This is a genomic window from Streptomyces sp. NPDC000229, from assembly GCF_040300825.1.
Lineage (GTDB): Bacteria > Actinomycetota > Actinomycetes > Streptomycetales > Streptomycetaceae > Streptomyces.
Map to the genome: position 1 here is coordinate 1 of NZ_JBEPEL010000104.1, position 21657 is coordinate 21657.

The window sequence follows — 21657 nt, forward strand, 5'->3', positions numbered from 1 at the left end:
ACCCGGAGGAGGAGCAGCGCAAGCACCACCGGGAGCTGGTGCTCCAGTGCGAGCGTGGCGACGGATTTCCCGGGGCGGGCGGCGTGGGCGTCGCGCGCGGGACGCGGGGCCGCACCGGGGAGTCGGCCGTGGCGGGGCCCACCGGGGACTCCGGGGCCTCCGGGGCCTCCGGGGCCTCCGGGGACTCGGGGGTCTCCGGGGCCTCCGGGCCCGTGGGCCGCACCCGGGGCTCCGGAAGGTCCAGAGCCTCCGGGGCGGGGCGTGAGGGGTCGGTCGCAGCGGGCCGGGGGAGGGTCATCGGCGGGGCTCCTCGGAGGACAGGCCGAGCTCGGCGTGGGCCTTGTCGACCATGGCACGGGCGTGGCGCAAGCCCATGCGGTCCAGGACGCCGCCCAGGTCGGCCAGTTCGGCGGCGGTGCGGGACGGATGGGCGACGCCCAGCCGGGCGCGGGCCTTGACGGCGCCCAGGCGGGACAGGGCCTCCCCACGCGGCTCGTCCATCTCGCGGAACTCGGCCAGCGCCTGCTCGTACGTCTCCAGCGCCTCCGCATACCGCCCCGCCCGGTACAGCACGTTGGCGCGCATCTTGTGGTTGTAGGCCAGCGCGCTCGACAGGTCCATCTCGCGGCAGCCCTCCTCCGCCCGGCCGAGCAGCTCCAGCGCGCGGGCGGTGTCGCCGTCACGCACGGAGACGATGTCGGCCAGCCCGCGCAGCGCCCAGGCGTGACCGCGCCGGTCGTCCGCCGCGGCGGCTATCCCGGCGGCCTCCTCGAACAGCTCGTACGCCGTGTCGTACCGGCCGCTGTTGCGGTGCATCTGGGCGATGCCCTCCAGTGCCCACACGGTGTGCCGGGCCTCGCCGCGCTGGCGGGCCTCCGCGAGCAGCTCGTCGTGCAGGGCGCCGACCGCCTCGTAGTCGCCCTGGATCCGGCCCGTCTCGGCGAGCCCGGCCAGCGAGTAGCCGTGGGCGACGATGTCCCCGCCGCGTTTGCCCAGGTCGGCCGCGTACCGCAGCAGACGGAAGGCCAGCGCGAGCGCACCGCGCTGCCGGGCCAGCGTGCCGCCGCTCCACAGCGCCCACGCCATGGCCGGTACGTCCCCGGCCGAACGGGCCGTGCGGTAGCTCGCTTTCCACGCGCGGTCCGCGGCCTCGACATGGCCGAGCCGGCGGTGCGCCTCCGCCACCGCGAGCGCTGCGCGCGCCGTCTCGTGCGCGTCCCCCGCACGCCTGGCGGCCGTCATGTGTTCGGTCGCCGCGGCGAGCACGTCCGTGAGCGACGAATTCACCGACAGCGCGCTGAGCGCACCCTGGTACTCCGGCGCGAGAGCCTTGCTGAACATGAGTGCCTTTCCGCGAGGGGCGGCCGCGGACCGTACGGCATGTGGGCCATCGACGACGGACCTCCCTCTCTCTCGTTCTCTTCAGCTGACTGCGCGCGCTTCGGGAGGGAAGAGGATCAAGAGACGGAAGAGGTTCCACATTCGGGTGACGGATGGTGACGGCTCACCGAGGGAGACGGCTCGCGGAGGGCGACGGTTCACGGACCGTGACGGCTCGCGGAGGGCGACGGTTCACGGACGGCGACGGCTCGCGGAGGGAGACGGTTCACGGACCGTGACGGCTCATGGATGGTGAGGACCGACGGATGGTGAGGACCGATGGATGGTGGTGACGACTCTCCGCGTACGCCGCCCATAGCCGGGAACCCGCCGAGGTCCGAAGGGACGACCGGGAGGACCCGCCCATGACCGCACAGGTCCCCGCCCACCGGCTGCGGGCGGCGCGTGCCGTGGTGTGCGACACCGATGGTGTGATCACCGACTCGGCCCGGGTCCACGCCGCGGCCTGGAAGACGGCCTTCGACGCTCACCTCCGTGCCCGTCCGCCCGAGGATCCCGCCCGCCGCCGACCGTTCGACGCCACCGAGGACTACCTCCGGTACGTCGACGGGAAGTCCCGCATCGACGGCGCGGCCGCCTTCCTCGCCGCCCGCGGGCCGCTCCCGCCCCCCGCCGTGGTCGAGGCGGTCGCCGCCGAGAAGGAGCGGCTCTTCACCGAGCAGCTGCGGGCGCGGGGCGTCGAGGCCTACTCGGACGCGGTGCGGCTGCTGCGCGCTCTCCGCAGCGCCGGCACCCCGCTGGCCGCCGCCTCCGCCTCCCGCCACGCCCGCGAGATCCTCGCCTCCGCCGGGGTGGCGGACCTGTTCGACGTCCGCGTCGACGGTGTCGAGGCGGCCCGGCTCGGGCTGCCCGGCAAGCCCGACCCCGCCCTCTTCCTGGAGGCCGCCCGCCGGCTCGCCGTGCTGCCCGCCGACTGCGCGGTCGTCGAGGACGCCCTGGCCGGCGTGGAGGCCGGGCGGCGCGGCGGTTTCGGCCTGGTCGTGGGCGTCGCTCGCACCGCCGCCCCCGGAACGGCGGACGCGCTGCGGCGCGCGGGTGCCGACATCGTCGTACACGACCTGACGGAGCTGCTCACGGCTCCCCACGAAGGAGCGCCGTCGTGACGGACTGGACCTGGGAGTACGAGGGATACACCCCCGCCAAGGAGAGCCTCCGCGAGTCCCTGTGCACCCTCGGCAACGGCTACTTCGCCACCCGCGGCGCCGCCCCCGAGTGCTCCGCCGACGGCGTCCACTACCCCGGGACGTACGCGGCGGGCTGCTACAACCGCCTCACCTCCGAGGTGGCCGGGCGCACGGTCGGCAACGAGGACATGGTCAACCTGCCGAACTGGCTGCCGCTGCGCTACCGCATCGACGACTCCGAGACCCCCGGCACCTGGCTGGGGCCCGACAGCGACGAACTGATCGACCACCGCCAGACCCTCGACCTGCGGGCCGGCACCCTGGAACGCCTCATCCGGTACGAGGACGACGACGGCCGCCGCCTGGCCGTGCGCCAGACCCGGGTCGTCCACATGGCCTCCCCGCACCTCGCCGCGTTGCGCACCGAGTTCACCGCCGAGAACTGGGCCGGCACGCTGGACGTCGAGGCCGGCCTCGACGGTGATGTGACCAACGCCGGAGTGGCCCGCTACCGCCAGCTCGCCTCACGCCACCTCACCCATGTGCACACAGGCGACGCCGCCGCCGACACGGTGTGGCTGCGCTGCCGTACCCGGACCTCGGACATCCGCATCGGCATGGCCGCCCGCACGACCGCCACCGGTGCCGAGGACGCCCGGCTCACGGTCCACCACGCCGACCGCCGCGTCACCCAGTGCTTCCGCCTCACGCTCCGGCCCGGGAGCCCGGTCGTCGTCGACAAGACCGTCGCCCTGCACACCTCCCGCGACGCGGCGATCAGCGACCCCCTGCACGCCGCCGTCGACCGGGTGGGCCGCGCGCCCGGCTTCGAGACGCTGCTGGTCTCCCACCGCGCCGCCTGGCGGCAGCTGTGGCGGCGAGCGGCGCTGGAGGTGCCGAACGAGGCGGGCCGCATCCTGCGCCTGCACCTGTTCCACGTCCTGCAGACCCTCTCCCCGCACACCGCCGACCTGGACGCCGGCGTCCCGGCCCGGGGCTTGCACGGTGAGGCCTACCGCGGCCACATCTTCTGGGACGAGCTCTTCGTTCTGCCCTACCTGAACCTGCACTTCCCCGAGGTGTCCCGGGCCCTGCTCACCTACCGCCACCGCCGGCTGGAACGCGCCCGTTTCACCGCCCGGGACGCGGGCTGCACCGGCGCGATGTACCCGTGGCAGAGCGGCAGCGACGGTCGCGAGGAGACCCAGCTGCTCCACCTCAACCCCCGCTCGGGACGCTGGCTGCCCGACCACTCCCACCTCCAGTACCACGTCGGCTCGGCCATCGCCTACAACGTGTGGCAGTACTGCGAGGCCAGCGGCGACACCGAGTTCCTGCACACCAAGGGCGCCGAGATGCTGCTCCAGATCGCCCGCTTCTGGGCCTGCCGCGCCGCCTGGGACCGCGACCTCGACCGCTACCGCATCCGCGGCGTCCTCGGTCCCGACGAGTACCACGACGCCTACCCCGACGCCGACCGCCCGGGGCTCGACGACAACGCGTACACCAACGTCACGGCCGCCTGGGTGCTCGCCCGCACCCTGGAGCTGCTGCGTGACCTGCCCGAACCGCGCCGGCGTGAGCTCGCCGAGCGCACGGAGCTCGACCACGGCGAACTGGAGCTGTGGGAGGACGTCTCGCGCCGCCTGCACGTACCGTTCCACCAGGGCGTCATCAGCCAGTTCGAGGGCTTCGGGGACCTGGCCGAACTCGACTGGGAGGAGTGGCGGCGGCGCTACGGCGACATCCGCCGGCTCGACCGGATCCTGGAGGCCGAGGGCGACTCCGTCAACCGCTACCAGGCGTCCAAGCAGGCGGACGTGCTGATGCTCGGTTACCTCTTCTCACCGGCCGAGCTGCGGGCCCTGCTGCGCCGCCTGGGCCATGACCTGGACGACGCGACCTGGCACCGGACCGTGGACTACTACCTGTACCGCACCAGTCACGGTTCGACCCTGAGCGGTCTGGTCCACGGGTGGGTGCTGGCCCGGGTACGGCGCGCGGAGGCATGGCAGTTCTGCCAGGAGGCGCTCGAAGGCGACATCGCCGACATCCAGGGCGGCACCACCGGTGAGGGCATCCACCTGGGAGCGATGGCGGGCACCCTCGACCTCGTACAGCGCGGCCTGACCGGCCTGGAGACGCGCGGCGGCGTGCTCCGGCTGGACCCGGTGCCGCTGCCGGAGCTGTCCGAGTACGACTTCACCCTCCGCTACCGCGGTCACTGGGGCGTACGGCTGCGCATGACACCGGGCCACCTGCACATCGCCGTCCCGGGTTCCGGCAGCGAACCGATCGGCATCGAGCTGGCCGACGGCGTCGCCGTCACGGTCGAGCCGGGGGAGGTCTGCGCGCTGCCGCTCCCCGGGTGAGCGCGTCCACGGGCCCTATGCGTGGGCGCCCTATGCGTGGGCGTACGGCACGTTGATGCGCCGGCCGCTGACACGGGCGGGCGTGACGGCCACCCAGCGGGCCTCGGCCCCGCCGCTCCACGGGGCGCTGTACGCCTGCTCGTCGAGCCCGCGCACGGTTTCCGGGTCCGTCACCGGGTGAGGCGTCCCGACGACCAGGACGCTCCAGCCGCGGCACAGCGCGTCGTCGATGTGGTCCACCTCGAAGGCCATCTGGCTGTCCCCGGTCATCGGCGCCAGCGCGTCCGGCGATATGCGGAACGCGAGCTCGCCATCGGTGACCAGATAGTTGACCGGCAGGATGGCGGGCCCCTCCTGCGTCGTCACGGCCACGTGCCCCACGCCGTGGGTGCCGAGCAAGGTGCGGCATTCGTCGAGGTCGAGGTCGACGAGTTCGGGGTGGAGCGGGGCGTGCGCGGTCCCGGGAGGCAGGTCGGCGGTACCGCCGGTGAGCTCCATGACGCTGGTCTCCAGGGCGTCCGCCAGTCGCAGCAGGAAGCCGATCCCCGGCGTGGCGGGCTGTTCCTCCAGGTACTGGATGTACCCCGGCGCCGAGCCCGCCCGTACGGCCACCTCCTCGCGGCTCAGACCGAGCTGCTCCCGCCGCGCGGCGACGCGCCGGCCGATGTCCCCCCGGCAGGGCCCGTGTGCGTGCGTACCGGCGGCAGGTCCCTGCAACAGCGATTTCTCGGGCATGGGAGGCACCGTCCCTTCCAGGTGCGCTACGGCAGGCTGCCTACCAGCCCACGGTACGCCTCGGCGCGCTCCCACACCGCTCCCGGTACGGGATGGTCCGGGCCGTCGGGTCCACGACGTTGATCGGTACCGGACCGTTGGCCGCCATGGCCCTGTGCAGTGCTCGTCGATGCGGCTGACGGCCCTTGGAGCGACGACCGCCTGTGACGTGGTTGCAGCACCCCGTGACGCAGGCGTAGCGGCCACCGCGTCGCAGCACGCGGGCCGTCTCGGCGTACAGCTCGACGAGGTACCCGGAAAGCGGTGCCCAGCACCTCGTTTCGAGGAGGCGGTCCGCTCAGCCCGCGGTGACCAGCACGACGGCGAGCGTACGCGGACCGTGCACACCCTCCACCCGGTCCAGCTCGATGTCACTGGTCGCCGACGGCCCCGAGATCCAGGTCAGCGGCCGCGACGGATCCAGCCGCGGCATCGCCTGCGGCAGCGAGGCGACGACCTGTCCGGGCGCGCGGACGACACAGATGTGCAGATCCGGTACGAGGGTCAGGGCACGCCGCCCCTGGCCCTCCGCCGCGTCCAGCACGATCGTGCCGGTCTCGGCGATCGCCAGGGCGCAGGTGGTGACGACGGCATCGGTGGCGTCGAGTTCGTACGCGGTCAGCGGGCACTCCACCGTGTCGCGGCGCTGCTCGGCTTGCGTGGCGGCCAGCCAGTCGGCCGGCAGGCCGGGCGGCACGGCGACCGACGCCGCCCCGTGCTCGGCGAGCAACCTGGCGATCAGCGACGGCAGTTCGGCCCCGGTGGCGCGGTGCACGTGGGCCCGGTAGTCGACCAGGTTGTGGTGGAGCAGGTCCAGCAGGGCGGCCGGGTCGTCGGGGGAGTGGCTCGTACGGTAGTCCCGGGCCGGCTCGGGGACGTCCGGCGCGCCGGCGCAGGCCGCGCGGATACGGGCGAGGATCCGGTCGCGGGAGGTCATGTGCGGTTCTTCTTCCACCAGTCGCGGAACGACCGTTCCGGCAGCTCGGGCAGGTCACGGCCGTCGGTCCACGCTCCGGCTCCCGGTGGCCTGGACGGGTGCGCCTTACGGGTCGCGGAGGCGACGCGCTCACCGGCCGCGAGGGCGGTGGGGTGGTCCAGCAGCCACGTGGCCGCCTTGATCGCCGCCCGCTCCAGCCGGTGGCCCTTCCCGCCCCGCTCGGCGACCTTGCCACGGAGGTGGACGAGTACCTCGGGGATGTCGATGGCGACCGGGCACACCTCGTAGCACGCCCCGCACAGCGACGACGCGTACGGCAGCGAGGCGTCGATGTCGCTCGCCGTGCCGCGCAGTTGCGGGGTGAGGATCGCGCCGATCGGACCCGGGTAGACCGAGCCGTACGCGTGCCCGCCGGCCCGCTCGTACACCGGGCAGACGTTCAGGCACGCGGAGCAGCGGATGCAGCGCAGCGCCTGGCGGCCCACCTCGTCGGCGAGCGCGTCGGTGCGTCCGTTGTCCAGAAGGACCAGGTGGAAGGTGCCCGGGCCGTCGGCGTCCGCCGTCCCCGTCCACATGCTGGTGTACGGGTTCATGCGCTCGGCCGTCGACGACCGCGGCAGCGTCTGGAGGAACACCTCCAGGTCACGCCACGTCGGCACGACCTTCTCGATCCCGACGACCGAGATCAGGGTCTCCGGCAGGGTCAGGCACATCCGCCCGTTGCCCTCGGACTCGACCACGACCAGGGTGCCCGTCTCGGCGACCATGAAGTTCGCCCCCGAGATCCCCACCTTCGCTCGCAGGAACTTCTCCCGCAGGTGCAGCCGGGCCGCCTCCGCCAGGTCGGCGGGCGTGTCGGTCAGTCCGTCGGGCGCCGGCCGGCCCCAGTCGGCCATCCGGTCGCGGAAGATGTCCCGGATCTCCCCGCGGTTGCGGTGGATCGCCGGCACCAGGATGTGGGAAGGCCGGTCCTCGCCCAACTGCACGATCAGCTCGGCGAGATCCGTCTCGTAGGCGGCGATGCCCTCGGCCTCCAGCGCCTCGTTCAGGCCGATCTCCTGCGTCGCCATCGACTTGACCTTGACGACCTCCCGTTCACCGGTCGCCTTCACCAGGTCGGTCACGATCCGGTTGGCCTCGGTGGCGTCCGCCGCCCAGTGGACCGTGCCCCCGGCCGCCGTGACGGCCTCCTCCAGCCGCAGCAGGTACGTGTCCAGATGCCGCAGCGTGCGGTCCTTGATCTGCTTGCCCGCCTCCCGCAGCAGCGCCCAGTCGTCCAGCTCCGCCACCGCCCGGGCCCGCTTGTCGCGGATGGTGTGCGTGGCGTGCCGCAGGTTTCCCCGCAGCACCGGATCGGCCACCGCCTCCCCGGCGGCCTCCGGGAAGGCGGGCATGCCCAGATACGTTCCCCTCACCGCAGCGGCTCCTCTTCCGTACTGGCCAGGATGTCGGCGATGTGCACCGCCCGCACCCGCTCGCCCTCGCGCCGCAGGACGCCGCTGATGTGCATGAGACACGAGTTGTCCGCACCGCACAGCACCTCCGCCCCCGTCGCCACGGCGCTGCGCACCTTGTCACGGCCCATCGCCACCGACACCGCCGGGTTCTTCACCGCGAACGTCCCGCCGAAACCACAGCACTCCTCCGCACCCGGCAGCTCGACCAGCTCCAGACCCCTGACCGCCGCCAGCAGCCGACGCGGCCGCTCGCCGAGCCCCAGCAGCCGCAGCCCGTGGCACGACGGGTGATACGTCACCCGGTGCGGGAAGTACGCCCCCACGTCCGTCACGCCCAGCACGTCGACCAGGAACTCCGTCAGCTCGTACGTCCGTGGCCCCAGCCCCGGCTCGCCGAGCCCGGCGTAGTGCTCGCGCACCATGGCCGCGCACGAACCCGAAGGGGTGACGACATACTCGTACCCCTCGAAGGCCCGTGCCGTACGGCGCGCCAGACGCTCGGTCTCGCGCCGGTAGCCGGTATTGAACTGCGGCTGGCCGCAGCACGTCTGGGCCGCCGGGAAATCCACCTCGACGCCGAGGCGTTCGAGGAGTCTCACCGTGGCGATCCCGGTCGCGGGGTACACCGCGTCGTTGACGCAGGTGACGAACAGCGCCACACGCATCGCGGCTCCTTCCTTCCGTCGTCCGGCCCCGGCCGTGGCCGTGGCCGAGCCGGGACCAGGCCGGCGGCCCTGGCCCGGACGAGGATATTGCCGGGCGGTGGCCTTTGCCGGGCCCGCCGTCGCGGCGTCGGCCGGCAGGAGTGGCGGCACTCCTCCAGGAACCCGAGGTGGCAGGTACGGCGCGCCCCGTGCGCCGCCCCTTGAGGAGCGGTGCACGGGCCGCGGAAGGCCGGTCACCACACGGGCCGAACGGCCGAACACCCCGGAACGCCGAGGTGGTCAGTCGGACCGGGTGAGGTGGTCGAGCGTGCGCTCCAGGCTTGCGAGGACGGAACGCGCGTGGTCCGTGTCCAGAGCACCGGCTTCGGTCATCAACGCCCGGATCCGCGCGGCGGCCCCCTGGGTACGGCCCAGCTCCCGCTCCGTCCAGGCCATCCGTACGACGCAGCGCGTCCGCTCCTCCAGGACGTCCGGGCCCAGCGCGGCGAACGCCTCGTCCGCCCGCTCCAGGAGATGTATCGCCTCGCGCCGGACAGCCGCGCCCGCCTCCTCGCCGTCGTCTCCCGCGGGCTGATCGCCGTGTTCGCCGTCCCCGCCGTCCTCCTCGTCCTCCTCTTCCTCCTCGTCCTCGTACAGCTCGTCGAGCATCAGCTCGGCGGTCTGGGACCACGTCCGCGCGCGCTCCACCAGCAGCTCCGGGCCTTCCCCGTCGACGGCCGCGAGGGCCCGCGACATCAGCTCCTTCGCCGCGTCCGTGTCTCCGCCCTCTGCCTCCAGCCACGCCTGCGCGCGCAGCGCCCGCGCGAGCGCCCCCGCATCGCCGGCGGCCTGCCAGAGCTCGACGGCCCGGTGGTAGGCGGCAAGGGCCTCGTCCCGCATGCCGGACGCCGACAGGCACTCGGCGCCGAGCGTCGCGAAGTGGGCGTGCGGCCCCGCGTGGTCCCAGCCCTTCGCCACCTCCGCGGCGAGCAGGTACTGCTCGGCCGCCGCCCGGTGGTCGCCGAGAGCCCGCAGGTTCCGAGCCAGGGCGTCGCGGGCCCGTACCGCCTGCTCCTCACCGTGCTCCAGCAGGTCGGGCAGTGCCGACTCCAGCACTTCGGCGGCCTCGGCGGCACGCCCCGCCTCCCCGAGGGCCCGTGCCAGGACCAGCCGGGCGTACGCTCCCGCGCCCGCCGACTCCCCGGCGGCGTCGAACCAGTGCGCCGCCTCCAGGGCGTGGTCGGCCGCCTCCGCCTCCTTGCCGTCCTGCTGGTAGAGGACCTCCGCCAACGTCAGCCGGATCGGACCCAGCTCGTCCGCCGCCACGATCTCGGCACTGTGGGCGAGCGCCGAGCGTGCCGCGTCCTCGGCATCCCGTATGCGGCCCAGCCCCATCAGCAGCCGGGCCCGCCGCGCCAGGAGTTCGGCCGCGTCCCACGGGCGCCCGGCGCCGACGCACCGCTGTGCGGCCGAGGACAGCAGCGCGTCCGCCCGCTCGGTGGCACCGGCACGCCAGGCCAGGTCGGCCCGCAGCCTTTCCGCCTCGGCGAGCAGGTCGTCGACGTCGCCCTCGCCCTCGCCGGCCGCCGCCGAGAACTCCGTGACGAACGCGGTCAGATCGGCGTCGAAGCGGGAGGTGTCGTCGGCCTCTTCGTCCCCTGCCTCCCCCGTGCTCCCACCGTCCCGCAGCATCGCCTCGAACTTGGCCCGCATCAGCGCGACCGTCGCGATCCGCCGCGTCCTGGTCCGGTCGGCCGGGTCCAGGGCCTCCGCCGAGGCGGCGGCCGTCCCGAACAGCTCCCGGATCTCGTCCGCCTCCGCTCCCGACTGGGCCGCCGCCGACACCACACGCAGCTCGGCCAGGGCTGCCCGGCTCGGCTCGCCGGCGTTCCGGTAGGCCACGACGGTCTGCTCGAAGAGCCGGCGCGCACCCTCCTCGCCCGCACGCCCGGCACGCAGGGCGCGATGATCGAGCAGGTCGGCGGCGAGCAGCGCGTCGGTGGCCGCGCCCGTCTCCGCGACCAGGGCCTCGATCCGGTCCCAGACGGCCGAGGCGCGCGGGTGGCCCTGGGCGCGCAGCTCCCGCGCTTCGGCCACCAACTCGGGCAGGGCCGAGCCATTCGGGGCCCTCCGCCCCCCGGCGGCGGTGGCCGGGGGTGCGCCCGCCGAGGAGATGGCCCCGGCACCGAGCCGTACCGCCCGTACCCCCAGCGGGAGACCGTCCAGCAGCGGTTCCCGTTCCAGTCTGTGCCGCAGCCGGGCGGACACGGCGTCGTTGCCGTTGCGCGCGTCGAAACGCGCCGCGATCGCCCATGCGTCCGCGTCGAGCAGGTCGTGCAGCTCCCGCACCGTACGCTGCCGCCCACCGTGGGCGACCGCGGGCCGGTCCCCGATACCGAGGGCCAGCAGCCGGCGCAGCAGGACCAGCGTCCCTCCCAACAGGTCCAGATGGTGCCCCGGGGCGCCGTCGGACGCGAGGTGTGAGGCGTGCTCGGAGAGCAGTTCCAGCCCCCTGCCCTCGTTTCCGGTCAGGGCGCAGAACTCGATGTGCCGGGCGACCGACGGCAGCAGGCTCTCGTTGCCGCGGGCCATGCGGTACCCACGCAGGTGGTTCGCGCGTGCCCGGTCCAGGTCGCCCGTCCGCACCAGCGGCAGCAGCGACTTGGCGAGGACGCGGTGCGGCTCCTCCATGCAGCTGGAACTGCCGTCGAGCACCGGCTGCCAGGTGCGCAGCGCCTTGTCGTCCCGCCCCTGGGCCACCCAGTACGAACCCTGCGAGCTGAGCTCGCACGCATGGCAGTTGGCCATCCGGTCGCGGTCCGCCGCCGTCCACGCGCTGAAGGCGCGGGCAGCCCGCTGGATGTCACCGGTGTGGTCGGCGAGGTGGAACTCGCCCTGTCGTACGGCTCGCTCGGTGTACCCGGCCAGCCGGTAGCGGCGCTCCATCTCGGCGAGCCACTGCTCCATGGTGGCGAGTGGGATCTCGGGGAGCGTGAGCATCCCGGAGCTGACCCACTTGAACATCCAGTGGAAGGTGTGGCTGTCGTTGCTGTCGAAGGAGGACGGGTCCTTGTCCCACTCCTGCATGAGACGGGCGAACGGCACCAGCATCTTGCCGCGCTCGCTGCTGAACTCGTACGCCTGGATCAGACCGAACAGCGCCTGCCGGAGCAGATCGCGATCACCGGTCGACTCGGCGGCGGCGACCAGTTCTTCGCCGCGGGCGTTGCGCAGCAGCCCGTTGGGCGCGGAACTGTTCTCCCACAGGGCCCGGCGGATGTCCTCGGGCGAGTGCTGGGGCGCGTGCTCGGGGGTGGTCACTTGTCGCCCTCCTGAGAAGCCGTGGTCGAGTGCGTGGCCCATTCGAGGAGCCCGAGGAACGCCCTGTTGAGCAGGGAGGTGTCGGCCGGCCGCAGCGGACGCTGCGCCATGAGCAGCGCCTGCCCGTACAGCGACTCGACCGCCGTGCCGGCCAGTTCTGCGTCGGTGATCGCCGCGACACGGCGCACCAACGGGTTGTTGTGATTGAGGACGAGGCGGGCCCGCGGCGCCGAGCCGCGCAGGGCGCCGAGGATGTCGCTCCACAGACCGTCGGCACTCTCCTCGGCCGCCGCACGGTCCCGCTCGTGGCGGGCCTGCCGGTCGTCGAGGTACAGCGCCGGCACGGTCACGGGCTGGAAGGCACGCAGCGCCACGTCGCAGCCGAGCGGGTCCAGGCGCGTGCGGGCGGTGGCGAGGAAGGAGGCGAGGGCCAGCTCCTCCTGAGGCCCGACCGGGTCGAGGTGCGCGGTGACGGCGCCCGCGTCCAGTTCGCTGACGGTGACGCCGTCCCGGACCTGTGGAAGCAGGGCGATCAGATCGGTGTCGTAGGTGTACCCGCCGTTGACGACACCCAGGCCGTGTGCGGCCGCGATCGGGGAGACCTGCCGGAACTCCTCGACCGTCCGGGTGAAGTGGACCCGCGGGTGGGTGCGTACGAACTCGTCGAGCGTGACCCGGCCGTCACTGGTCTCGAACGGCAGCCAGGGCAGCATCAGCGCGAACAGCTCCGCGTCGTGCCGCGCCATGGACTTCACGCCCAGGTGGTGCACGGTGAGGAACGCCGCCAGCCGGTCGGGGTCGCCGGCCGCGAGCTCGGCGAGCCACTCACGGATGCGGACGCCCAGCGCGTCACGCACGGCGGCGAGCGTCTCGTCGTCGTACAGGTTCTCGCGGGAGGCGGTGGGCCGCAGCGTGTCGGTGTCCAGGACGACGCGGACGAAGAACGCCCAGTCGGGCAGCAGGTTGTCCGCCCGGTCGGTGAGCAGCATGCCCTTCAGATAGACCCGGTGGGCCGCCCGGCCGGCGGGACTCGTGGCGGACGGCAGGACGTACGCCACACCGCGCACGCCGGCGACCGGAAGGTCCAGGTCGATGGAGTCGAGCGGCGTGAAGCCGAAAATCCGGGCGCAGTGCCCCGCGAGCGCGACCCTGCGGGCCGTGGGCGTCGGGTACGGCCGGTCCCACACGGCCGGCCGTTCGGTCAGCGGGCGGGCGGTGGCGTCCGGTCCGGTGAAGGTGACCTCGTGCGGCAGCAGCGACCCGAAGTCCTGGGCGAGTTCGGCGACCCGGCGCGGCTCGGCCCACTCCTCGGCGCCGGGCCGGGGCTCCAGCCGGACCGTGGTGCCGGGTTCGGTCCGCGCCTCGTGCGGCAGCGTCCGCACCGTGTACGAGCCGTCGTCGCTCGCCACCCACTCGACGGGCGGCTCGTCCGGCTTGCGGGCGGACCGGGACACGACGCGGATCTGCCGGGCGACGACGAAGCAGGCGAGCAGCCCGATGCCGAACTGCCCGAGGAATTCCTGCCGGGCACTCTCCAGTCCGTCGCGCTTGGAGCTGCGCCCGATGGTGGCGAGGAGGGTGTGCACCTCGTCGGAGGTGAGGCCGATACCGCTGTCCTCCATGACGACGGCGTCGCCCGTGGCCGTGAGCCGGATGGCCACGGGGGCGGCGGGGTCGTGGGCGAGGCGGGCGGTGACCGCGTCCACCGCGTTCTGCAGCAGCTCGCGGATGTAGACGCGCGGGCTGGAGTAGAGGTGGTGCGACAGCAGGTCCACCAGGCCCCGCAGGTCGACCTGGAAGGTGTTCACCGACGGTTCGGACGGTCCTGGAGGCTGGGGCAGCGAGGGAAGGTTCATGGGCACAAGGGGGCTACCGCACGGCTCCGGACGGACGGCCGTGGGCGCGGGTCGGGCGATCGCGGGGTCCCCCCCTCACGAATCGCGATGGGCCCGGCCCTGACCTCGGCGCCGTACGCGGGCATACGCGCAGGTCACCGAGGAGGACTCGGAATTGAGGACCATCGTAGGGAGGGCCACTGACAATGCCCAGGGATTTGCCCGACGGAGGTGATCTTCGGCCCCCCCCGGCCCGGGCGTCGCGCCCGCGGTCACCGGTCATCGATCGCCGGACATCGGGCACCGGTCATCGGTCGCCGGTCGCCGGTCGCCCGTGGCCGGTCGCCCGGCCCGGGCGTCTTGTCCGGTCGCGGCTCTCGGCTCGCTGGTTGCCGGTCGCGTGTCACCGGTCGCGGCTCGCAGGTTGCCGGTCGCCCGTCGCCGGTCAGTTGCCCGGCCCGGGCGTCGTGTCCAGTCACCGGCACCGGCACCGGCACTAGTCACCGGTCGCCCGGCCCGGAGTCCTGCCCGCGACCTCGGTACGGCGTTCCCGGCGCGACCGCCGGCTCACGCGCCGACGGCCGCCGCCGGGGGAGTGGTGGGGTGGCGCAGCCCCTCGGCGGCGTCCGAGACCCGGCGCAGCAGGTCGAGGAAGAGGGCCTGCTCGGCCGGTTCCAGCGGGGCGAGGAAGACCTGGTTCATACGCGCCGTGCGCACCGCCAGTTTCTTGTGGACGCGTACCCCCTCGTCGGTGGCGTGCAGCACCGAGCGTCGGCCGTCGCGCGGGTCGCGGACCTTGTCGACCAGGCCGCGGTCGACCAGCCGGCGGACCACCTCGGCGATGGTGGAGCGGTCGAGGCCGACGCGCTCGCCCACGGTCCGCTGGTCCAGCCCGTCCTCGCCGGCGAGGGTGTTGAGGACGGCGAACTGGGGGGAGGTGACCTCCTCGGAGACGATCGTGTTCCACAGCAGGGTGTGCGCCTGCTGGAAGCGCCGGGCCAGATGGCCGGGATGGCTGCTGAGGTCGAGCGCGGGCACGGTGCGTCCTCTCCCCGGGTGGTCCTGCGATGCCTGTGCCCAAAAGTGTCTCATGGCACTGACGACCTTGACCTGGGTTGATTCCAGTGCCAGGCTGCATCTCGAGAGAAGATAGTCAGTGTACTGAGCATTTCTCGGAAGGAAACGGACCGATGGACAAGGTGGTGGCCACGGCCCGGGAGGCCGTGGCCGATGTGTACGACGGGGCGTCCTTCGCGGTCGGCGGCTTCGGCCTCAGCGGCGTACCGAACACGCTCATCCAGGCCGTGTACGCGACCGGCATCACCGGCATCGGCGTGGTCTCCAACAACTGCGGTGCCATGGACTCCGGCCTCGCGGTCCTGCTCGCCGCCGGACGCATCGCCCGCGTCACCGGCTCGTACATAGGCGCCAACAAGGAGTTCGCCCGCCAGTACCTCGCCGGAGAGCTGGAGGTCGAACTGATCCCCCAGGGCACCCTCGCCGAGCGGCTGCGCGCCGGCGGAGCCGGCATCCCCGCCTTCTACACCCCGGCCGGCGTCGGCACCCTGGTCGCCGACGGCGGTCTGCCCTGGCGGTACGACGGGAACGGCGGCGTGGCGCTCGCCTCCCCGCCCAAGGAGGTCCGCGACTTCGACGGCGTACCGCACGTCCTCGAACACGGCATCCGCACCGACTTCGCGCTCGTCCGCGCGGCCAGGGGCGACCGCCACGGCAACCTGGTCTTCAACAAGTCCGCCCGCAACTTCAACCCCCTCGCCGCCATGGCCGGACGGATCACCGTCGCCGAGGTCGAGGAACTGGTCGAACCCGGTGAGATCGACCCGGACCACGTCCACCTGCCCGGCATCTTCGTCCAGCGCGTCGTCGCCCTCACCCCGGAGCAGGCCGCCGACAAGAAGATCGAGAACCGCACGACCCGAGACCGTACGACTGGGGACCGTACGCCCCAGAACCGTACGTCCCAGAACCGCACGACCCGGAAGGCGGGCGCCTGATGGCCTGGTCACGCGACGAGATGGCCGCCCGCGCGGCCGCCGAACTCCACGACGGCGAGTACGTCAACCTCGGCATCGGCCTGCCCACGCTCATCCCGGGGCACCTCCCGGACGGCGTCCACGTCGTGCTCGAATCCGAGAACGGCATCCTCGGCACCGGACCCTACCCGTACGAGGACGAGGTCGACCCCGACCTCATCAACGCGGGCAAAGAAACCGTCACCGTCCTTCCCGGTGCCTCCTACTTCGACTCGGCGCTCTCCTTCGGCATGATCCGCGGCGGCCACATCGACGTCGCCGTCCTGGGTGCCATGCAGGTCTCCGCCACCGGCGACCTCGCCAACTGGGCCGTCCCCGGCAAGCTCGTCACCGGCATCGGCGGCGCCATGGACCTCGTGCACGGCGCCCGCCGCGTCATCGTCACCATGACCCACACCGCCAAGGACGGCAGCCCGAAGATCGTCGAGGAGTGCACCCTCCCTCTCACCGGCCGCGCCTGTGTCCACCGGATCATCACCGACCTCGGTGTCCTGGACGTCACCGACGACGGCCTGGTCCTGGCCGAGACCGCTCCCGGCGTGACCCTCGACGCGATCCGCGAGGCGACCGCCGCCCCCGTCCGCACGGCCGGCTAGGCCGGAAGGAGCCGACCGACATGGCACTCACCCAGTCCGACATAGACCTCCAGATCGTCCGGCAGCGCGACGCGTACGAGAAGTCGGTCGCCGACGGCGCCCGGCGTGCCGACCACCCGGCGCGCGACTACCCCCCGTACCGCTCCAGCCTGCTGCGCCACCCGCACCAGCCGCTCGTCGCCGTCGCCACCGCCCGCGACCCGGAGGCCGTCGAACTGGCCTCGCCCGCCTTCGGCGACACCGACGTCACCGAGCTCGACAACGACCTCACCCGTCAGCACCTGGGCGAACCGCTCGGCGAGCGCATCACCGTCACCGGGCGCGTCCTCGACCGCGACGGCCGCCCCGTACGCGGCCAGCTCGTCGAGCTGTGGCAGGCCAACGCCTCCGGACGGTACGCCCACCAGCGCGACCAGCACCCCGCCCCGCTCGACCCCCACTTCACCGGCGTCGGCCGCACCCTCACCGACGACGACGGCGGCTACACCTTCACCACCGTCAAGCCCGGCGCCTACCCCTGGCGCAACCACACCAACGCCTGGCGCCCCGCCCACATCCACTTCTCGCTCTTCGGCTCCGCGTTCACCCAACGCCTCGTCACCCAGATGTACTTCCCCGGCGATCCGCTCTTCCCGTACGACCCGATCCTCCAGTCCGTCACCGACGACGCGGCGCGGCAGCGACTCGTCGCGACCTACGACCACAGCCTGTCGAAGCCCGAATGGTCCCTCGGCTACCGCTGGGACATCGTCCTCGACGGACCCGCCGCCACCTGGATGGAGGAAGGCCGATGAGCGCCCTCCGGCCCACCCCCTCGCACACCGTCGGCCCCTTCTACGGCTACGCCCTGCCCTTCCCGGGCGGCGGTGACATCGCCCCGGCCGGCCACCCGGACACGATCACCGTCCACGGCCGGGTCCTCGACGGCGAGGGAACCCCCCTGCCCGACGCCCTGGTCGAGATCTGGGGGCCCGGCCCCGACGGGGAACTGCCGCGCACCGGCGGCTCGATGCGCCGCGACCCGGTCACCGGCGGGCACCTCGGCCGCAACGGCGTCGACTTCACCGGCTTCGGCCGCGTACCGACCGACGCCGACGGCCACTGGGCGGTACGCACCCTCCGCCCCGGAGCGCGCGGCGAGAACGCCCCGTACCTGAGCGTCTGCCTCTTCGCCCGCGGCCTGACCCACCACCTTTTCACCCGCGTCTACCTGCCCGAGCCCACCGACGCCCTCGCCGCCGACCCGTTGCTCGCCTCCCTCACCCCCGCGCGCGGCGCCACTCTTGTCGCGCACGCCGAGCCGCACCGCACGTACCGGTTCGACATCCGGCTCCAGGGCGAGGGGGAGACCGTCTTCCTGGAGTTCACATGACGTACGACGACGGCCTCCTGGCCCCCGGGCGGGCGGGGACGGCGGCCGAGGAAGCCACCTCCGACGCGGCCTTCCTGCGGGCGATGCTCGACGCGGAGGCCGCCCTCGCCCGCGCCCAGGCGCCGCCCGAGGCGGCCGAGGCGATCACGGCCGCGTGCGCGGGCGACTTCGACGTACGGGACCTGGCGCTGCGGGCCCGCTCCGGCGGCAACCCGGTGATCCCGCTCGTCGCGGACCTCACCGCCGCCGTACCGGAGGACGCCCGCCCGTATGTGCACCGGGGCGCCACCAGCCAGGACATCCTCGACACGGCCGCCATGCTCGTCGCCGCCCGCACCCTCGCCCCGGTCCTGGCCGACCTGGAGCGCACGGCCGGGGCGCTGCGGGTGCTCGCCGCCGAGCACCGCGACACGGTGATGCCCGGCCGCACCCTCACCCAGCACGCCGTGCCGACGACCTTCGGGCTGAAGGCGGCGGGCTGGCGTGCCCTGCTGCTGGACGCCCGTGACCGCGTCGCCGCCGTCCGCGACCGGCTGCCCGCCCAACTCGGCGGTGCGGCGGGCACGCTCGCGGCCTTCACCACGTACGGCCACGACGACGCGCCCGCGCTCGTCGCCGCGTACGCCCGCGAGGTCGGCCTCGCCGAGCCCGCCCTGCCCTGGCACACGGTCCGCACCCCGGTGGCCGACCTGGCGGGCGTCCTCGCCTTCACCGCCGGGGCCCTCGGCAAGATGGCGGCCGACGTCCTGACGCTCTCCCGCACCGAGCTCGGCGAGGTGGGCGAGGGCAGCGGCGGGGGCTCGTCCGCCATGCCCCACAAGGCCAACCCCGTGCGCGCCACGCTCATCGCGGCCGCCGCCCGCCGCGCCCCCGCCCACGCGGCCGTCCTGTACGGCTCGGTCGCGGCCGAGGACGAGCGGCCCGCGGGCGCCTGGCACGCCGAGTGGGAACCGCTGCGGGACCTGCTGCGGCTCGTCGGCGGCGCCGCCCACGCCGCCGTGGACCTCGCCGAGAACCTGCGCGTCGACTCCGCGCGGATGCGCGCGAACCTGGACCTCACCGACGGGCTGATCGTCTCCGAGCGGCTCAGGAACCGCTTCCCGAAGGACCACCTGGCGCGGGCGGCCGAGGAGGTCCGTACGACCGGCAGGCCCCTCGCCGACGTGCTGGGCGTCGCGCCGGAACTGACCGACCCCACCCACTACACCGGCGCGGCGGCCCAGCTCACCGACCGCGCCCTGGAACGCCGATGAACCTCCTCCACCATGTCGTCGAGGGACCGGCCACCGCGCCCGCCGTCCTCCTCGGCCCCTCCCTCGGCACCTCCACCGCCCTCTGGGACACCGTCGCCCCCGGACTGCCGTTCCGGTGCGTACGGTGGGACCTGCCGGGCCACGGCGCGAGCCCCGCCGACCTCATCGAACCCGGCGCCACCGTCGCGGACCTCGCCGCCCAGGTCCTGCGCCTCGCGGACGCGCTGGAACTGGACCGGTTCCACTACGCGGGCGTGTCGCTGGGCGGCGCCGTGGGCCTGTGGCTCGCCGTCCACCACCCCGACCGGCTGCACCGGCTCGCGGTCGTGTGCTCCTCCGCCCACTTCGGTGACCCCGGCCCCTGGCACGAACGGGCAGCCCTGGTACGCCGGGACGGCACCGCGCCCCTCGCCGAGACGGCACCCGCCCGCTGGTTCACCCCCGGGTTCACCGACCCGCGTCTGGTCGACGACCTGCGCAACGCCGACCCGGCCGCGTACGCCGCCTGCTGCGACGCCCTCGCCGCCTACGACCTGCGCCCCGGCCTGCCGTCCATCGCCGTCCCCACCCTGGTGCTGGCCGGCCGCCAGGACCCGGCGACCCCGCCCGCCCACGCCCGCGAACTCGCCGACACCATCCCGGGCGCGGCCCTCACCGAACTCCCCGGCGCCTCCCACCTCGCCCCCGCGCAGCAGCCCGCCGCCGTCCTGGCCGCCCTCCGCGAGCACTTCGGCGCGCCCGGCCCGGACGCGGCGGCGGGCACCGCCGTGCGCCGCGCGGTCCTCGGTGACGCCCACGTCGACCGCGCCCAGGCGCTGACGACGCGATTCACGGCGCCCTTCCAGGACTTCATCTCCCGCTACGCCTGGGGCGAGATCTGGACGGACCCCACCCTCAGCCACCGCGAGCGCAGCCTGATCACGCTCACCGCTCTGGTCGCCCACGGCCACCTCGACGAACTGGCCATGCACGTCCGCGCCGCCCGCCGCAACGGTCTCACCCCGGACGAGATCGGCGCCGTCCTCCTCCAGACGGCCGTCTACTGCGGCGTCCCGGCCGCGAATGCCGCGTTCGCGGTGGCGCAGCGCGTGCTGGAGGAGCCGAGCCGGGCCGACGGCCCTGGGTCCACGTGACGGTCAGTCGCTCGCGGGCGGCAAGGCCCTGATCGCCCTCGTCACGTTCTTCGAGACCCCCTTCAAGCCTGCCGGCCTGTGATCGATCCGGCCGCTCGGCGGCCGCTCTCCCGCCTCTAGGGTGTCGTCGCCGTGGCCGCCACGGCTGTCGTCACGTGTGCTTCTGCGGCCGTCTTGTCGATGCCCAGACCGGTGAGGACGCCCTTGCCGTCCTCGAACTCCAGCAGGGCGAGCAGGATGTGCTCCGTCCCGACGTAGCCGTGGCCCAGCCGCAGGGCCTCGCGGAAGGTCAGCTCCAGGACCTTCCTCGCCCCGGCGTCGAAGGGGACGAGGTCAGGCACGCCGTCCGCCTTCGGCGGCAGTGCGGAGGTCGCCGCCTGCCGGACCGCGTCCAGGAGCACTCCTTGCGTGAGGATCGCCTGGGCTGCGAGCGTCTCGGGTTCGTGCAGCAGCCCGAGCACCAGGTGCGCGGGGCGGATCTCGTCGTTCTCCGCCGCGTGGGCCTCGTTCTGCGAGGCCATCACGACATTGCGGGCGCGCTCGGTGAACCGGCCGGACCCCTGGGCGGGGTCCAGGTCCGACGATTCGCCGGCCTTCGGTACGAAACGCTTCTGGGCGGCCTGCCGGGTGACGCCCATGCTCCTGCCGATGTCCGTCCAGGAGGCGCCCGAGCGCCTGGCCTGGTCCACGAAGTGGCCGATCAGGTGGTCCGCCAGCTCACCGAGGTGATCCGCGGCGACCATGGCGCCGGAGAGCCGGCCGAGAGGGTCGGTGTGGGCTTTCGTGACGGCCTCGATGAGGTCGTCGAGGCGGACGGGATGCGTCATGCCGACTGGCTTCGCCATATGGCAACCGTAAGTTGACACCTCGTCGGGATGCCGCCACGAGTTGACAGTGCGACGTGGACGCGGACGCGGACGTGGACGCGGACGCGGACGTGGGCCGTCCGGGCCCGGTGCACGTCGTCGAGTCCCCCGTGGACGGAGCAACTGCGCGCCGTACTGGAGCCGGTGCCAGGGACATGCGATCCGGCTCACGGATGGCTGGAAACAGCCGACGTCGCACATTGACGCGCAAGCGCTTCGATTCTACGTTCCGTTCAGCAGTGTGACCGAGATCCGCCATCTCGCATATAGATCACCGATATCCCCAGTGTCTGTCACAACAGCGAACACCGGTCAGCTGGTTGAACCAACCTCACTCGCCCTGACTCGAAGGGACACCCCTCATGCGTACGCATCGGCTCACCCTCGGCGCCTCGGCCGCGGCCACCGTCCTCGCCACCACCGTCGCCCTCGCCCTCCCGCAAAGCCGCGCGTCCTGGTGTTCGGCAACAGCTGGGGCACCGGCCGCAACGCGTTCGTCGGCGTCGGCGACCTGAACA

The 21657-nt window shown here is 73.4% G+C and carries 17 protein-coding genes and 1 pseudogene; 8 read left to right on the plus strand and 10 right to left on the minus strand.

Annotated elements, in window-relative coordinates; translation table 11 throughout:
* Both ABT360_RS31815 and ABT360_RS31820 read right to left on the minus strand, forming a co-directional pair.
* Window positions 1-298: pseudogene (locus tag ABT360_RS31815) on the minus strand (hypothetical protein); the annotation flags it as partial.
* A complete protein-coding gene (locus tag ABT360_RS31820) occupies window positions 295-1341 on the minus strand; it encodes a tetratricopeptide repeat protein (protein WP_351824288.1) in 1047 nt (348 codons plus the stop codon). The gene ABT360_RS31820 and the pseudogene ABT360_RS31815, both read right to left, overlap by 4 nt.
* A 404-nt stretch (window positions 1342-1745) precedes the next feature.
* On the opposite strand from ABT360_RS31820, the gene ABT360_RS31825 reads away from it, so the two are divergent.
* On the plus strand, window positions 1746-2504 hold the full coding sequence (locus ABT360_RS31825; RefSeq protein WP_351824291.1) for an HAD family hydrolase: 759 nt from the start codon (window positions 1746-1748) through the stop codon (window positions 2502-2504).
* Complete coding sequence (locus ABT360_RS31830) at window positions 2501-4897, plus strand: glycoside hydrolase family 65 protein (protein ID WP_351824294.1); 2397 nt, start codon at window positions 2501-2503, stop codon at window positions 4895-4897. The genes ABT360_RS31825 and ABT360_RS31830 overlap by 4 nt, the downstream gene beginning before the upstream one ends.
* Window positions 4898-4927: 30 nt before the next feature.
* On the opposite strand, the gene ABT360_RS31835 is transcribed toward ABT360_RS31830, so the two are convergent.
* From ABT360_RS31835 to ABT360_RS31865, 7 genes are all read right to left on the minus strand, one after another.
* Window positions 4928-5632 (minus strand): helix-turn-helix domain-containing protein, encoded by a 705-nt coding sequence (locus ABT360_RS31835; RefSeq protein ID WP_351824297.1) that lies wholly within the window; start codon window positions 5630-5632, stop codon window positions 4928-4930.
* 337 nt (window positions 5633-5969) lie between these two features.
* Complete coding sequence (locus ABT360_RS31840; RefSeq protein ID WP_351824300.1) at window positions 5970-6608, minus strand: LutC/YkgG family protein; 639 nt, start codon at window positions 6606-6608, stop codon at window positions 5970-5972.
* The gene (locus ABT360_RS31845; RefSeq protein WP_351824303.1) at window positions 6605-8023 is read right to left on the minus strand and encodes a LutB/LldF family L-lactate oxidation iron-sulfur protein; all 1419 of its coding nucleotides are present in this window, start codon (window positions 8021-8023) and stop codon (window positions 6605-6607) included. The genes ABT360_RS31840 and ABT360_RS31845 overlap by 4 nt, the downstream gene beginning before the upstream one ends.
* On the minus strand, window positions 8020-8730 hold the full coding sequence (locus ABT360_RS31850; protein WP_351824306.1) for a (Fe-S)-binding protein: 711 nt from the start codon (window positions 8728-8730) through the stop codon (window positions 8020-8022). Before ABT360_RS31850 ends, ABT360_RS31845 begins: the two co-directional genes overlap by 4 nt.
* Window positions 8731-9009: 279 nt before the next feature.
* The gene (locus ABT360_RS31855) at window positions 9010-12030 is read right to left on the minus strand and encodes a tetratricopeptide repeat protein (protein ID WP_351824309.1); all 3021 of its coding nucleotides are present in this window, start codon (window positions 12028-12030) and stop codon (window positions 9010-9012) included.
* Window positions 12027-13886: an HSP90 family protein gene (locus tag ABT360_RS31860; protein ID WP_351824311.1), complete on the minus strand. Its 1860-nt coding sequence runs from the start codon at window positions 13884-13886 to the stop codon at window positions 12027-12029. The genes ABT360_RS31855 and ABT360_RS31860 overlap by 4 nt, the downstream gene beginning before the upstream one ends.
* Window positions 13887-14432: 546 nt before the next feature.
* Window positions 14433-14903 (minus strand): MarR family winged helix-turn-helix transcriptional regulator, encoded by a 471-nt coding sequence (locus ABT360_RS31865; protein WP_351824314.1) that lies wholly within the window; start codon window positions 14901-14903, stop codon window positions 14433-14435.
* 152 nt (window positions 14904-15055) lie between these two features.
* Here ABT360_RS31865 and ABT360_RS31870 point away from each other — a divergent pair, with 152 nt between their 5' ends.
* From ABT360_RS31870 to pcaDC, 6 genes are read left to right on the plus strand one after another with little or no spacing between them, the layout of a single operon-like run.
* Window positions 15056-15880: a CoA transferase subunit A gene (locus ABT360_RS31870; protein ID WP_351824317.1), complete on the plus strand. Its 825-nt coding sequence runs from the start codon at window positions 15056-15058 to the stop codon at window positions 15878-15880.
* Window positions 15880-16515 carry a CoA transferase subunit B gene (locus ABT360_RS31875; protein WP_351824320.1) on the plus strand — a complete coding sequence of 212 codons (636 nt, stop codon included), beginning with the start codon at window positions 15880-15882 and terminating at the stop codon, window positions 16513-16515. Before ABT360_RS31870 ends, ABT360_RS31875 begins: the two co-directional genes overlap by 1 nt.
* A 20-nt stretch (window positions 16516-16535) precedes the next feature.
* On the plus strand, window positions 16536-17309 hold the full coding sequence (gene pcaH / locus ABT360_RS31880; protein ID WP_351824323.1) for a protocatechuate 3,4-dioxygenase subunit beta: 774 nt from the start codon (window positions 16536-16538) through the stop codon (window positions 17307-17309).
* The gene (gene pcaG, locus ABT360_RS31885; RefSeq protein ID WP_351824326.1) at window positions 17306-17887 is read left to right on the plus strand and encodes a protocatechuate 3,4-dioxygenase subunit alpha; all 582 of its coding nucleotides are present in this window, start codon (window positions 17306-17308) and stop codon (window positions 17885-17887) included. Before pcaH ends, pcaG begins: the two co-directional genes overlap by 4 nt.
* Entirely contained in the window at window positions 17884-19140 is a 1257-nt protein-coding gene (pcaB, locus tag ABT360_RS31890) for a 3-carboxy-cis,cis-muconate cycloisomerase (RefSeq protein WP_351824329.1), read from the plus strand. Before pcaG ends, pcaB begins: the two co-directional genes overlap by 4 nt.
* Window positions 19137-20273 (plus strand): bifunctional 3-oxoadipate enol-lactonase/4-carboxymuconolactone decarboxylase PcaDC, encoded by a 1137-nt coding sequence (gene pcaDC / locus ABT360_RS31895; RefSeq protein ID WP_351824332.1) that lies wholly within the window; start codon window positions 19137-19139, stop codon window positions 20271-20273. Before pcaB ends, pcaDC begins: the two co-directional genes overlap by 4 nt.
* A gap of 116 nt (window positions 20274-20389) precedes the next feature.
* On the opposite strand, the gene ABT360_RS31900 is transcribed toward pcaDC, so the two are convergent.
* Window positions 20390-21118, minus strand: coding sequence for a Clp protease N-terminal domain-containing protein (locus tag ABT360_RS31900; RefSeq protein WP_351824335.1), 729 nt, complete (start codon window positions 21116-21118; stop codon window positions 20390-20392).
* Between the last annotated feature and the right edge of the window lie 539 nt (window positions 21119-21657).